This is a genomic window from Streptomyces aurantiacus (genome assembly GCF_027107535.1).
Lineage (GTDB): Bacteria > Actinomycetota > Actinomycetes > Streptomycetales > Streptomycetaceae > Streptomyces.
Map to the genome: position 1 here is coordinate 76,430 of NZ_CP114283.1, position 13,401 is coordinate 89,830.

Consider the following 13,401-nt stretch of genomic DNA (forward strand, 5'->3'; position numbering starts at 1 on the left):
CAGGCAGCGGGTGTCTTGGGACGCTAAGTTACGCTGCTGTGAGGCACCCCGGCAGTGCTTTCGTGTGACGATCGTAGGCCCGGATCAACGGTTCGAATGCCAGGACGGTGGTAGTGTGCGCGCCTCTCTGCTCCAGATCGCCGTGGACGAGGGCGAATCGGTCGACGCCCGCAGGCAGCGCGTCGCCTCGTTGGTACGGCAACAGGCCGGTGCCGATCTGGTGATCCTGCCCGAGCTGTGGACGACCGGAGCCTTCGCCTACGAGTCGTTCGGCGCCGAGGCCGAGCCGCTCGAAGGGCCCACGTACGAGGTGATGGCCAAGGCGGCCAGTGACGCGGGCGTGTGGCTGCATGCGGGCTCGATCCCCGAACGGGTCCCGTCCGGTGCTGAACAGATCGCGGTCGGTGCCGGGACGCCCGCATCCGGCGGTGGCTCCGGCACGGGTGACGGGTCCCTCTACAACACCTCTCTCGTCTTCTCTCCTTCCGGTGAACTCGCCGCCGTATATCGCAAGATCCACCGCTTCGGCTTCGACAAGGGCGAGGCGGTGCTGATGAGCGCGGGCTCCGAGCTGGTCACCGTCCGGCTGCCGCAGACCACGCTCGGCCTCGCCACCTGCTACGACCTCCGCTTCCCCGAACTCTTCCGCGGGCTCGTCGACGCCGGGGCCGAGACGCTCGTCGTCTCCGCGGGGTGGCCCGAGCGCCGCCGGTCGCACTGGACCCTGCTCGCCCAGGCGCGGGCGGTCGAGGACCAGTCGTTCGTGCTCGCGTGTGGAACGGCCGGGACGCATGCGGGGGTTCCGCAGGCCGGTCACTCGATCGTGGTCGATCCGTGGGGCGAGGTTCTCGCGGAGGCGGGGGCCGGGGAGGAGGTCCTCACGGTGTCGTTCGACCCGTCCAAGGTGGGTACGACGCGGGAACAGTTCCCGGCCCTGAAGGACCGGTTGCTGGGGGTCGCGCCGCCTCGCCGGTGACGCGTGGCGGGGCGGCGGGGGCGGAAGAACTCCGTCAGTCCGACCCGTTCTCCTTCTCCGCCAGGTGGATGACGCACACCGCGACCGCGATCAGCAGCGCCGGATCCGCGTCCTCCCGTACGACCTCGACGCCGTACGTCTCCCGCAGCCGCAGCCAGCGCCGCGAGATGTGCGCCAGCAGTTCCCCGTCGTACTCGACGACGAACTCCCGGTCGAGGATCTTGCCGCTGACGTCGAGCTCGGTGCCGTCGGCGAGGGCGACGCGGTAGTGGTTGCGGAGCAGCGACAGTCGCTTGCGGCGGATGGTCGCCAGGGGCTCGCCGCCCCGCTCGACGACCATCGTGTCCCGCAGGGCGAGCATCTTCTTGCGGATGTCGATCAGCACACGCCCCTGCGGATCCTTCAGCTCGAAGGTGTCCCGCAGCCGCATCGCCTTGCCGTCGACGAGGAAGGCCTTGCGGCCCCGCTCGTCCTCGATCCAGTAGTCGTCACCGATACCCAGGATCCGGTCGCGTACGAGGAATTTCATGTCTTCAGCGCTTCCCCGGCGAGAGGCCGGGAACGCCGGCGATAGGCCGACAGGCTGATTCCCGTCTCCCGCCGCGGCCGGGAAGGGAGGCCGGACCGACCGGCGACCGGTACGACGAGGTGCCCGGCCCACGGGGGCACGACCGCGGGCCACGCGCTCGCGTGAGGGCCGGTGAGGAGCGCGGACGTGCCGGTCCGGCCGCACCGACGGTGGGACGGACCGGCACTCGCTCGTCCTCGCGGGACGGACGGTCGGGGCGTACGCCGATCAGGCGCCGTAACCGTCGCTGTATCCGCTGGGGTTGTGGCGACGCTGGTCGTCGACCACCTGTGCGGTCGGCGGCACCACGACCCGCCGCCGCTTGGCGATGCTGCTGAAGGTCGCCACGCCGATCAACCCGACGATCATGAAGATGATGCCGACCAGGTCGAGGTTGACCCCCTGCATGTCCCAGTCGGTCGCGAACGTGAGGATCGCCCCTGCGGCGATCAGAATGATGCACCCGCCCAGGCCCATGGGTGTCGCCTCCTGTTGCACACGGTGTCGTGCCGGGCCCGGAGACCGTACGGTTCCCGGGTCCACTGCGGGTACCCGGACCCGGTCCCTCCATGCAGGGGACCCGGCTCCCTAGGCCCTGTCGTCACATTCCCGTCTGCCGGGCGACGCCTGGCACGCTCCCCCAGCCACCGGCCGGGGGGACCCCCACTTGCCGCACCGGCCGAACGCCCAAGTACGTCCAGTACGAGGGCTTCCGGCCGGCACGCCGAGAGCACGCACCAGACGCCGCCCGGCCCGCCCTTCGGGCGGACGACGGCAATCTGACGACAGGGCCTAGCCCTCCAGGAACGCCACGAGCGAGTTCGCCAGCAGGAACGGGTCGTCCGCGCCGCACAGTTCGCGGGCGCTGTGCATCGACAGGATGGCCACACCGATGTCGACCGTCTTGATGCCGTGGCGGGCCGCGGTGATGGGGCCGATGGTCGTGCCGCAGGGCATGGAGTTGTTGGAGACGAAGGTCTGGAAGGGCACGCCGGCCTTCTCGCAGGCCGCGGCGAAGACCGCGCGGCCCGAACCGTCCGTGGCGTAGCGGTTGTTGACGTTCACCTTGAGGATCGGGCCCTGGCCCGCGCGCGGGTGGTGCGTCGGGTCGTGGCGCTCCGCGTAGTTCGGGTGCACTGCGTGGCCCGTGTCGGAGGAGAGACAGACCGTGGCCGCGAAGGCACGCGCCCTGTCCTCGAACGACCCTCCGCGTGCGAAGACCGAACGTTCCAGCACGCTGCCGAGCAGGGGCCCGTCCGCGCCCGTGTCCGACTGCGAGCCGTTCTCCTCGTGGTCGAACGCCGCGAGGACCGGGATGTACGGCAGGGGCTCCTCGGCGGTGGCCACGGCCGCCAGCGCGGCCGTACCGGCGTGCACGGACAGCAGGTTGTCCATGCGCGGGCCCGCGAGCAGCTCCTGGCCCCGGCCCAGGTAGGCGGGCGGTTCGATGGGGTGGACCATCAGGTCCCAGCCGGTGGTCTCGCCCTCGGTGATCCCCGACTCCTGCTCCAGGAAGCGGATCAGGTCGCCGTCACGCGCGTCGTCGCCGAGGCCCCAGATGGGCTGCAGGTGCCGCTGCTTGTCGAGCTTGAGACCCTCCGCGGTGACGGAACGGTCGAGGTGGATGGCGAGTTGCGGCACCCGCAGCAGAGCCCGGTCGACGTTCACGAGGCGGGTCGAGCCGTCCCGCAGCGTCAGCCGCCCGGCCAGACCCAGGTCCCGGTCGAGCCAGGAGTTGAGGAGCGGCCCGCCGTAGACCTCGACAGCGACCTGTCTCCAGCCGTGCCCGCCGCTGTCGGGACGCGGCTTCACCCGCAGGTTGGGGGAGTCGGTGTGCGCCCCGACGATGCGGAAGGCGGTGTGCGGCTCGGCGCCCTCCGGCACGTACCAGGCCACGATCGCGCCGCCGCGCAGCACGTACTTCCCGCCGCTGGTCCCGTCCCACGCGTCGGTCTCCACGACCTGGCGGAAGCCCGCCTTCTCCAGCCGCTCGGCGGCGTTCGCCACGGCGTGGTACGGGGACGGACTCGTCGCCAGGAAGGACATGAGGTCGTCGGTGTGGCCGCGGTCGAAGCGTGGGGGTGTGCGCATGGGTTCACCTTAACGACGTACGAGGGCCCGCTCCCGGGGATGGGAACGGGCCCTCGTGTGGGGTGTGTACAGACGGCGGGACGGGTGGGGATGATCCGCCGCGAAGGCGACGGATCACGTCCCCGGTGGCACCGTCCGCCCGCTTCCACGGGCTCCGGCCGGGTGCGGTCGGCCGATTCCGTCCGCCCGCTCCGGTCGGCTAGAAGGCGGCCTCGTCCAGCTCCATCAGGTCCAGCTCGACGGCCTCGGCGAGCTTGCGCGCGCCGGTGACGCCGGGCAGGACGTTGGCCGCGAAGAACTTCGCCGCGGCGATCTTGCCGGTGTAGAAGGACCTGTCCTTCGCCGCGGCCGTCTCCAGCTTCTCGGCGGCGACGGCCGCGCCCTTCAGGAGCAGGTAGCCGACGACGACGTCACCCGAGGCCATCAGGAGGCGGGTGGTGTTCAGCCCGACCTTGTAGATGTTCTTGACGTCCTGCTCGGTGGCCGCGAGGTCGGTGAGCATCAGGCCGACGATGGCCTCCAGCTCGACGGCCGCCTTGGCGAGGTGCTCGCGGGCGCCGGACAGCTCCTCGCCGCCGGTGCCGAGCGCCAGGAACTTCTTGATGTCCTCGGCGAGCGAGTTCAGCGCCGCGCCCTGGTTGCGGACGATCTTCCGGAAGAAGAAGTCCTGGCCCTGGATCGCGGTGGTGCCCTCGTACAGCGTGTCGATCTTCGCGTCCCGGATGTACTGCTCGATCGGGTACTCCTGCAGGAAGCCGGAGCCGCCGTAGGTCTGCAGCGACTGGGCGAGCTGCTCGTAGCCCTTCTCGGAGCCGTAGCCCTTCACGATCGGCAGGAGCAGGTCGTTCATCGCCTCCAGGGTGGAGGCGTCCTCGCCCTCGGCCTCCTTGACCTGGATGTCGTCCTGGAGTGCGGCGGTGTGCAGCACGAGGGCGCGCATGCCCTCCGCGTACGCCTTCTGCGTCATGAGCGAGCGGCGCACGTCCGGGTGGTGCGTGATGGTGACCTTGGGCGCGGTCTTGTCCATGAACTGCGCGAGGTCGGGGCCCTGGACGCGCTCCTTGGCGTACTCCAGGGCGTTCAGGTACCCCGTCGAGAGCGTGGAGATCGCCTTCGTGCCGACCATCATGCGGGCGAACTCGATGATGCGGAACATCTGGCGGATGCCGTCGTGCTTGTCGCCGATGAGCCAGCCCTTGGCGGGGTGGCGGTCGCCGAACGTCATCTCGCAGGTGTTGGAGGCCTTGAGGCCCATCTTGTGCTCGACGTTCGTCGCGTACGCGCCGTTGCGGGCGCCCAGCTCGCCGGTCTCGAAGTCGAACTCGTACTTCGGGACGAGGAAGAGGGACAGGCCCTTGGTGCCGGGCCCGGCACCCTCGGGGCGGGCGAGTACGTAGTGAAGGATGTTCTCCGACATGTCGTGCTCACCGGACGTGATGAACCGCTTCACGCCCTCGATGTGCCAGGAGCCGTCCTCCTGCTCGACCGCCTTGGTGCGGCCGGCGCCGACGTCCGAGCCGGCGTCCGGCTCGGTGAGCACCATCGTGGAGCCCCACTGCTTGTCGACGGCGATCTTCGCGATGTGCTTCTGGACCTCGTTGCCCTCGTCGAAGAGGATGCCCGCGAAGGCGGGGCCGGAGGAGTACATCCAGACCGCCGGGTTCGCGCCGAGCACCAGCTCCGCGTACGCCCAGATCAGGGAGCGGGGGGCGGTGGTGCCGCCGATCTCCTCGGGCAGGCCGAGCCGCCAGTACTCGGAGTCCATGAAGGCCTGGTAGGACTTCTTGAAGGACGCCGGGACGGGCGCCGTGTTGGTCTCCGGGTCGAAGACCGGCGGGTTGCGGTCGGCGTCCGCGAAGGACTCCGCCAGCTCGTTCTCCGAGAGGCGGGTCAGCTCTTCGAGGATGCTCTTGGCGGTCTCGGTGTCCATCTCCGCGAACGGGCCGGTGCCGTACAGCTTGTCGCGCCCGAGCACCTCGAAGAGGTTGAACTCGATGTCGCGGAGATTCGACTTGTAGTGCCCCATGGCGACGGCTCCGTTGAAAGATCGGGGAGGTGGTGAGTCCTCGGTGACGAGGGCTCGTACCTGGTTCGAGTCTGGTGCGCATCTGGTTCACGTACCAACTAGTAGCTACGATGATGCTACCCGTCGGTAATAAGAATCAACCCCTGAACGCCCAAGTGTGAGCAGGCTCTACATTTCGGGGTCCACCTTCGGGTGCGGGTCCATGAATCCGCCACCTGTTCGAGGAAATCCGGCATCGGCGACCTTGTGCCCCATGCCCTCGGTAGTCTTGCCCCCATGTACGGCTACGACCAGAACGTGGGACCGGGGCAGCAGCAGTACGCGCAGTCCCAGCCGCCCCCGCAGCAGCAGATGCCCGGTGGCGTCGGCGGGGTCGGCGGGTACGGCCAGCAGCAGCCGCTCTACCCCGAGCCGTCGCCGCCGTCGCTCGCGGACGCGGTGCGCGCGTTCACCACGGGGTCGCTGACCCCCGAGGACTTCCAGCAGGTCTTCGCCACGTCCAAGGTCTACTGCCCGCGAGGCGACAACCCCGGATTCCTGGCGCTGCACAACACCCAGCAGCCCGTGATCCCGATGTTCACCTCGCTCAAGGAGCTCCGCCGGTACGCCGGCAAGGAGTCCAAGTACTTCGTGATCACCGGAGCCGAGGTGATCGACCTGCTCCCCACCGGCTACGGCTTCGTCCTCGACATGGAGGGTGAGCACCGCATCGTCTTCGACGCGAAGGCGGTCGAGCAGATGGTGGACTTCGCGATGCGCCGTATGTACGGCTAGCCGCCCTTGCTTCTCGGACGGCCGGCGCGCCCCGTTCCACGAGCGACGCCCGGAGGGAATGCCCTCCGGGCGTTCTGTGTTCCCGGTGGCAGAAAGTTCTACGTTCAACTAAACTCGGAGCACAAGGAGGTACCGACATGCCTGCAGTGACCGTCGAGAACCCGCTGACCCTGCCGCGTGTGGCGGCGTCGGCCGAGGCCGTGGCCCGTCCCGTGCTCACCGTGACCACCGCGCCGAGCGGCTTCGAGGGAGAGGGCTTCCCGGTCCGTCGCGCGTTCGCCGGGATCAACTACCGCCACCTCGACCCGTTCATCATGATGGACCAGATGGGCGAGGTGGAGTACGCGCCGGGCGAGCCCAAGGGCACCCCCTGGCACCCCCACCGCGGCTTCGAGACCGTGACCTACATCATCGACGGCGTCTTCGACCACCAGGACTCCAACGGTGGCGGCGGCACCATCACCAACGGCGACACCCAGTGGATGACGGCGGGCTCGGGCCTCCTGCACATCGAGGCTCCGCCGGAGTCGCTCGTCGTGTCGGGCGGTCTCTTCCACGGGCTCCAGCTGTGGGTGAACCTGCCGGCCGCGGACAAGATGATGGCGCCGCGCTACCAGGACATTCGCGGTGGCTCGGTCCAGCTGCTCAGCACCCCCGACGGCGGCGCGCTCCTGCGGGTCATCGCCGGTGAGCTGGACGGTCACGAGGGCCCCGGCATCACGCACACGCCGATCACCATGATCCACGCGACCGTGGCGCCGGGCGCCGAGCTCACGCTCCCGTGGCGCGAGGACTTCAACGCCCTCGCGTACGTGATGGCGGGCCGCGGCAGTGTCGGCGCGGAGCGCCGGCCCGTGCACACCGGCCAGACGACCGTCTTCGGTGAGGGTTCCTCGCTGACCGTCCGCGCGGACGAGGAGCAGGACGCGAACACGCCCGACCTGGAGATCGTCATCCTGGGCGGCCGGCCGATCCGTGAGCCGATGGCGCACTACGGCCCGTTCGTGATGAACACCCGCGAGGAGCTCCAGCAGGCCTTCGAGGACTTCCAGAAGGGGCGGCTGGGGACGGTCCCGGCGGTCCACGGGATGTCCGAGGGCGGGATGTAGTTTTCCCATACGACGGATCCGTGCGGTCCGATACGATACGGAAAGGCCCGAAGCCGCAATCTCGTTTTGCGGCTTCGGGCCTTTCCGTATGCCTCTCTCAGGCACTACGGCAGTACGTAGACCGGCGCCCCGTCCGCATCACACCCCGCCTGCCGCACGCACCGTCGCTTGATCAGCATCCGTACGCAGTCATGGACGCGCTCCTGCGACAGACCCGTACGGGCGGCGATCTCCTCCAAGCGGTAGCGGGCGCCGCCCCGCAGAAGAGCCGGGGCCAGGTAGGCGGCCACCGCGTGGACGTCTCCCGTGACGACGAGGTTCTTCGCCTGCCAGGAGGCGAGGAGTCCCTGCGGCGTCAGTTCGGGCTCCGGCTCCGGCACGGCGGTGGGCCGGGGATTGCTGTGCGGACGCCGGAGGGCCTCGGCGATCTGCTGCAGCGCTTCAGCCATCAGATTCTGGCTGCGGTTGATCTGCCGCAGCAGTTCGCCGCGCTCCTCCTGGCCGGCGAGCAGCAACTCGTCCGCCCGGATGTTCCGCTCTTCGAGTCGCACGATGGCGTCGGCGATCCGTTGGGGCATGACGTATGCGGTCGCGCCGTCGGGAGCGGGCTGAACGGGGGCCGGTTCCAGGGTGTAGGAGCCGTCGCGCTGGATGGATGCGATGACCGAGGCCACCCATGCCTTGAAGGGCTGGGACTGCTGTTTCGTGCAGCCGTTGACCAGTCGGATCAGCCCTTCGAGACTCACGAGGTTCATGTCTCGTCGCCACTCTCGACCTGCGGGAATGCTGAGAGTGTGCTTCCCAAGCACACTCTCGGCACTTCCGAAGTCGGCCTTGTCCGCGACATTGCGCAGAGCCGAGCCCGTGTGGCTGTAGCCCAGTTGCTTGCACACGTCGACCGCGGGGAACCAGTGGGAGCCGTCCGGCAGGGTAAGCCTCCTCAGGCGCGCCCCTGTGGCCGCGAACACGAAGTCGTTCACATCGATCGCGTCCCGTCGCGGCGCCGCCGACCGGTCCTGCCGTGTGCTGTTCTGCTCGTACATCGAGCCTCACCTCCGCTCCGGAAAGTAGGCAGGCGAAAGCGCAACTCATGTCCACAGCAAGGATGTTCACCCGATAGGGGCAGAGGTATCGATTCTGCCGTCGCTCGGGCCCTCACGCCGTCGATGAGAGGGCCCGGCTGCCGTCATCGGCGCCCCCCCCGTTCAGCCCTCGGGGCGCGCCGCCATGCCGTCTGCATCACCGTGGGGCCGCGGAGCCCTCAGGGAGCCCGGGCCGGCCGTCCTCGTCGGGCCCGGCCTCCTCCTCGTAGAGCTCGAACCAGATGCTCTTGCCCTCGCCCCGGGGGTCCACCCCCCAGGCGTCGGCGAGCAGCTCCGTCAGCACCAGGCCCCGCCCGGAGGACGCGAGCTCGCCGGGCTGTCGCTTGTGGGGCAGGTCGTCGCTGCCGTCGGTCACCTGGATCCGGATGCGGCGGGCGCCCGCGGGGCCCGTCATCTCGGCGACGAGCAGCGCGTCCGCGTCCGTGTGGACGAGGACGTTCGTGACCATCTCGGAGACCAGCAGGACCGCCGAGTCGACCTGGTCGGCGGAGGTCCAGTCGTGCAGGAACTCCCGCAACTGCTGCCGGGCCCCCGCGACCTTCTGGGGCTCGGCCTGCGCGACGGTCAGCATGGTGCGCCGTACTGCGGGCCGCTCGGTCACCGAACCGTCGGGATCGCAGCCCTCCTCACCCGCCCGGCACAGCAGCAGCACCGCTATGTCGTCCTCGCGGCGGTCCGCCAGCGGCCCGGTCGTGTGGTGCGAGGAGGGCCCGTGCACGGCCTGGACCAGCGCGTCGGCGAGTACCTCCATGTCGCCGTCGTGGCTCTCCAGGATCTTGCGGATCCTGAGCCATCCGGTGTCCAGGTCGTGCCCGCCGGTCTCGATCAGCCCGTCCGTGCACAGCAGCATCGTCTCGCCGTGCTCCAGCACGAACCGCGTCGTCGGATAGTCGGCGTCCGGGTCGATGCCGAGCGGCAGCCCGCCCGCGGTGGTCCGGGTCAGCACGGTCCCGTCCGCCATGCGTATCGCCGGGTCGGGGTGCCCGGCCCTGGCCATCTCCAGGACGCCGCTCTCCGGGTCGACCTCGACGTACAGGCAGGTCGCGAAGCGCAGGTCCGAGATCTCCTCGTCGTATGTGATCCCGTACAGGAAGCGTGAGGCGCGCGAGAGGACCGCGTCCGGGCGGTGCCCCTCGGAGGCGTACGCCCGCAGCGCTATCCGCAGCTGGCCCATCAGCCCCGCGGCGCGTACGTCGTGGCCCTGGACGTCGCCGATGACCAGCGCGAAGCGGCCGGCCCCGGGGCTCGTCCGCGAGGTGCCGCCGGGCAGCGGAATCATGTCGTACCAGTCGCCGCCGACCTGGAGCCCACCGCCCGTGGGCACGTACCGGGCCGCGACGCTCATCCCGGGGATCTGCGGCCCGAGGGTGGGCAGCATCGAGCGCTGGAGGCCGTCCGTGAGCTCCCGCTCGGACTCGGCGATTCCGGCCCGCGAGAGGGCCTGGGCCAGCATCCGCGCCACGGTCGTCAGTACGGAGCGCTCGTCGGGCGTGAAGGTGACCGGATACGTGAAGGCCGCCATCCACGCGCCCATCGTGCGCCCCGCGAACGTGAGCGGCAGGAACGCCCAGGACTGGCGGCCGAACTGCTGGGCGAGCGGCCAGGCGGCCGGATAGCGGTCGCGGTAGTGGTCGGGTGAGGAGAGATAGACGGCACGGCCCGCGCGGACGACCTCGGCGGCCGGATAGTCCGTGTCCAGCGGCATCTGGGTGAAGGGCTCCTCGTCCCCGGGCTGGTGCCCGTGGTGCCCGATGACCGTGAGCCGGTCGCCCTCCGCGCCGAAGACGGCCAGCCCGTCCGGCGAGAACCCGGGCATCGACAGGCCGGCGGCGACCCGCAGCACCTCCTCCGTGGACCGTGCCTCGGCCAGCGCGCGCCCCGCGTCCAGCAGGAACGCCTCGCGCGAGCGTCTCCAGTCGCCGGTGACCGGTGTACGGGCGGCGGCCCCCGGAGACTGTTCGGTGACCTCCTGGAGGGTGCCGATCAGCTGGTACGAGCCGGTGCCCGGGTCGAACGACGGCTTGGAGCGGCTGCGCACGGTCCGGATCACATGGCCCTGCTCGTCCATCACCCGAAGGCGCAACTCGGCGAGCGTGCCCTCGGCGGCGGCGAGCTGGACGACCCCGTTGACCTCGTTCCAGTCGACGGGGTGGAAACGGGCCCGTACGCCCGCCTCCGTCAGTACGGCCGCCTCCGCGGGCAGGCCGAGGAGCCGGGAGGCCTCGGCGTCGAGGGTGACCTTCCCGGCGGCGTCGTCCCACCTCCACAGGCCGGTGGACAGAGTGGCGAGGACGTCCCCTACAGAGGGAAGGGGATCACCGATGCGCATTGACCCACTGTATGAAGAGGTGAACGAAGGGTGCCACTGAGGCAGGTGAGGCGGGGGTGGGCGCCGGGCCCCGGAACTATTGCGGACGGTGACCTTGGGGTGGCCGGTACGCTTGCACGTGTTTCACGTGAAACACGTCCCCGATCCGCGAAGACTGGATGAACGACGATGCATCGGTACAGGTCCCACACCTGCGGCGAGCTCCGCGCCTCTGACGTCGGCAGCGACGTCCGGCTGAGCGGCTGGCTGCACAATCGCCGAGACCTGGGTGGCATCCTCTTCATCGATCTGCGCGATCACTACGGCATCACGCAGCTCGTCGCCCGACCCGGCACCCCCGCGTACGCGGCCCTCGACAAGGTCTCCAAGGAGTCCACCGTCCGGGTCGACGGCAAGGTCGTCTCGCGTGGCGCGGAGAACGTGAACCCGGACCTGCCGACGGGTGAGATCGAGGTCGAGGTGGGTGAGGTCGAGCTGCTCGGCGCGGCCGCCCCGCTCCCCTTCACGATCAACACCGAGGACGGTGTGAACGAGGAGCGGCGCCTGGAGTACCGCTTCCTCGACCTGCGCCGCGAGCGCATGCACCGCAACATCCTGCTGCGCACGTCGGTCATCTCCGCGATCCGTCACAAGATGACGACGCTGGGCTTCAACGAGATGGCGACCCCGATCCTCAGCGCGACCTCCCCGGAGGGCGCTCGCGACTTCGTCGTCCCGTCGCGCCTGAACCCGGGCCGCTTCTACGCGCTGCCGCAGGCCCCGCAGCAGTTCAAGCAGCTGCTGATGATCTCGGGCTTCGACCGGTACTTCCAGATCGCGCCCTGTTTCCGTGACGAGGACGCGCGTGCGGACCGTTCGCCGGGCGAGTTCTACCAGCTCGACGTGGAGATGTCCTTCGTCGAGCAGGAGGACGTGTTCCAGCCCATCGAGAAGCTCATGACCGAGCTGTTCGAGGAGTTCGGCAACGGCCGGAACGTCACCTCCCCGTTCCCGCGGATCCCGTTCCGCGAGTCGATGCTGAAGTACGGCTCCGACAAACCGGACCTGCGGGCCCAGCTGGAGCTCGTCGACATCACCGACATCTTCGAGGGCTCGGAGTTCAAGGCCTTCGCGGGCAAGCACGTACGGGCCCTGCCGGTGCCGGACGTGGCCGCGCAGTCCCGGAAGTTCTTCGACCAGCTCGGTGACTACGCGGTCTCGCAGGGCGCGAAGGGCCTCGCCTGGGTGCGGGTGGCCGAGGACGGCTCGCTGACGGGCCCGATCGCGAAGTTCCTGACCGAGGAGAACGTCGCCGAGCTGACCAAGCGGCTCCAGCTGGCCGCCGGTCACGCCGTGTTCTTCGGCGCGGGCGAGTTCGACGAGGTCTCGAAGATCATGGGCGCGGTGCGCGTCGAGACCGCCAAGCGGGCCGGCCACTTCGAGGACGGCGTCTTCCGCTTCTGCTGGATCGTCGACTTCCCGATGTACGAGAAGGACGAGGACACCGGCAAGATCGACTTCTCGCACAACCCGTTCTCGATGCCGCAGGGCGGTCTGGAGGCCCTGGAGACCCAGGACCCGCTGGACATCCTGGGCTGGCAGTACGACATCGTCTGCAACGGCGTCGAGCTGTCCTCCGGCGCGATCCGGAACCACGAGCCCGAGATCATGCTCAAGGCTTTCGAGATCGCGGGCTACGACCGTGAGACCGTCGAGGAGCAGTTCGCGGGCATGCTCCGCGCCTTCCGCTTCGGCGCCCCTCCGCACGGCGGCATCGCGCCCGGCGTCGACCGCATCGTCATGCTCCTCGCCGACGAGCCGAACATCCGGGAGACCATCGCGTTCCCGCTGAACGGCAACGCGCAGGACCTGATGATGGGCGCGCCGACGGAGCTGGACGAGACGCGGCTGCGTGAGCTGCACCTCTCGGTGCGCAAGCCGGTGAACCCGGCGAAGTAGGACTCGCGAGGGCGCCGTCACGGACGGCGCCCGACCGGGAGTGCCGGGTCGGGAGTGCCGAACGGGAGCGCCCGGCCGAAGGCGCCGGACCGACGGCGAGGAGCGGGCCTGCGGGCACCCATATGGGTGATCCCCGCTGCTCCCCCGGACCGGACGGAGAATTCCGGACAGTGCGCGTCGCCCCGGCTTCGGGGCGCGGCCGAGTCAGCAGCCCCACCCGTCCGTCTGGCGCGCATCCCGGACCGCGCCCCCTGACCGGCGACCTGTCGCGCCGAGCCGCCGAGGCTCCCGGCAGCTCATCAGCGCGACACGCACCGCGACACACGGGGGCGCGGGCAACCGCGCGACCAGCCGTCCCCCGTGGATCCCGCACCCCCCGCGCCACGCGAGGCAACTGCCGGGCCGCGAGCGAATTCCCGCCACGTTCTTCATGCGCACAGCAACGCACAGTCGGCGCCCACGCCCCTGACAGGCTGCTTGCCTAACT

10 protein-coding genes are annotated in these 13,401 nt (G+C 69.8%); 4 read left to right on the forward strand and 6 right to left on the reverse strand.

All coding sequences use genetic code 11. From position 1 onward, the window contains the following. The first annotated feature begins 115 nt into the window (after positions 1-115). Entirely contained in the window at positions 116-976 is an 861-nt protein-coding gene (locus tag O1Q96_RS02055) for a carbon-nitrogen family hydrolase (protein ID WP_269246567.1), read from the forward strand. Positions 977-1,010: 34 nt separating this feature from the next. Here O1Q96_RS02055 and O1Q96_RS02060 read toward each other — a convergent pair whose 3' ends face one another. The 4 genes from O1Q96_RS02060 to O1Q96_RS02075 form a co-directional block, all read right to left on the reverse strand. After that, positions 1,011-1,505 (reverse strand): LURP-one-related/scramblase family protein, encoded by a 495-nt coding sequence (locus O1Q96_RS02060; protein ID WP_269246568.1) that lies wholly within the window; start codon positions 1,503-1,505, stop codon positions 1,011-1,013. A gap of 267 nt (positions 1,506-1,772) precedes the next feature. Continuing rightward, the gene (locus tag O1Q96_RS02065) at positions 1,773-2,021 is read right to left on the reverse strand and encodes a hypothetical protein (protein ID WP_217455181.1); all 249 of its coding nucleotides are present in this window, start codon (positions 2,019-2,021) and stop codon (positions 1,773-1,775) included. 315 nt (positions 2,022-2,336) lie between these two features. Beyond that, positions 2,337-3,635 (reverse strand): M18 family aminopeptidase, encoded by a 1,299-nt coding sequence (locus O1Q96_RS02070; RefSeq protein ID WP_269246569.1) that lies wholly within the window; start codon positions 3,633-3,635, stop codon positions 2,337-2,339. Positions 3,636-3,834: 199 nt separating this feature from the next. Continuing rightward, positions 3,835-5,661, reverse strand: coding sequence for an acyl-CoA dehydrogenase (locus O1Q96_RS02075; RefSeq protein ID WP_269246570.1), 1,827 nt, complete (start codon positions 5,659-5,661; stop codon positions 3,835-3,837). A 276-nt stretch (positions 5,662-5,937) separates the two neighbouring features. Here O1Q96_RS02075 and O1Q96_RS02080 point away from each other — a divergent pair, with 276 nt between their 5' ends. Both O1Q96_RS02080 and O1Q96_RS02085 read left to right on the forward strand, forming a co-directional pair. After that, positions 5,938-6,435: an SseB family protein gene (locus O1Q96_RS02080; RefSeq protein ID WP_269246571.1), complete on the forward strand. Its 498-nt coding sequence runs from the start codon at positions 5,938-5,940 to the stop codon at positions 6,433-6,435. A 137-nt stretch (positions 6,436-6,572) separates the two neighbouring features. Beyond that, the gene (locus O1Q96_RS02085) at positions 6,573-7,544 is read left to right on the forward strand and encodes a pirin family protein (protein WP_269246572.1); all 972 of its coding nucleotides are present in this window, start codon (positions 6,573-6,575) and stop codon (positions 7,542-7,544) included. A gap of 104 nt (positions 7,545-7,648) precedes the next feature. Here the strand turns inward: O1Q96_RS02085 and O1Q96_RS02090 are convergent, their stop codons facing one another. Beyond that, complete coding sequence (locus tag O1Q96_RS02090; RefSeq protein ID WP_269246573.1) at positions 7,649-8,587, reverse strand: BRO-N domain-containing protein; 939 nt, start codon at positions 8,585-8,587, stop codon at positions 7,649-7,651. A gap of 196 nt (positions 8,588-8,783) precedes the next feature. Continuing rightward, complete coding sequence (locus O1Q96_RS02095) at positions 8,784-10,976, reverse strand: SpoIIE family protein phosphatase (RefSeq protein ID WP_269246574.1); 2,193 nt, start codon at positions 10,974-10,976, stop codon at positions 8,784-8,786. 168 nt (positions 10,977-11,144) lie between these two features. On the opposite strand from O1Q96_RS02095, the gene aspS reads away from it, so the two are divergent. Continuing rightward, complete coding sequence (gene aspS, locus O1Q96_RS02100; RefSeq protein WP_269246575.1) at positions 11,145-12,914, forward strand: aspartate--tRNA ligase; 1,770 nt, start codon at positions 11,145-11,147, stop codon at positions 12,912-12,914. Positions 12,915-13,401: the final 487 nt, after the last annotated feature.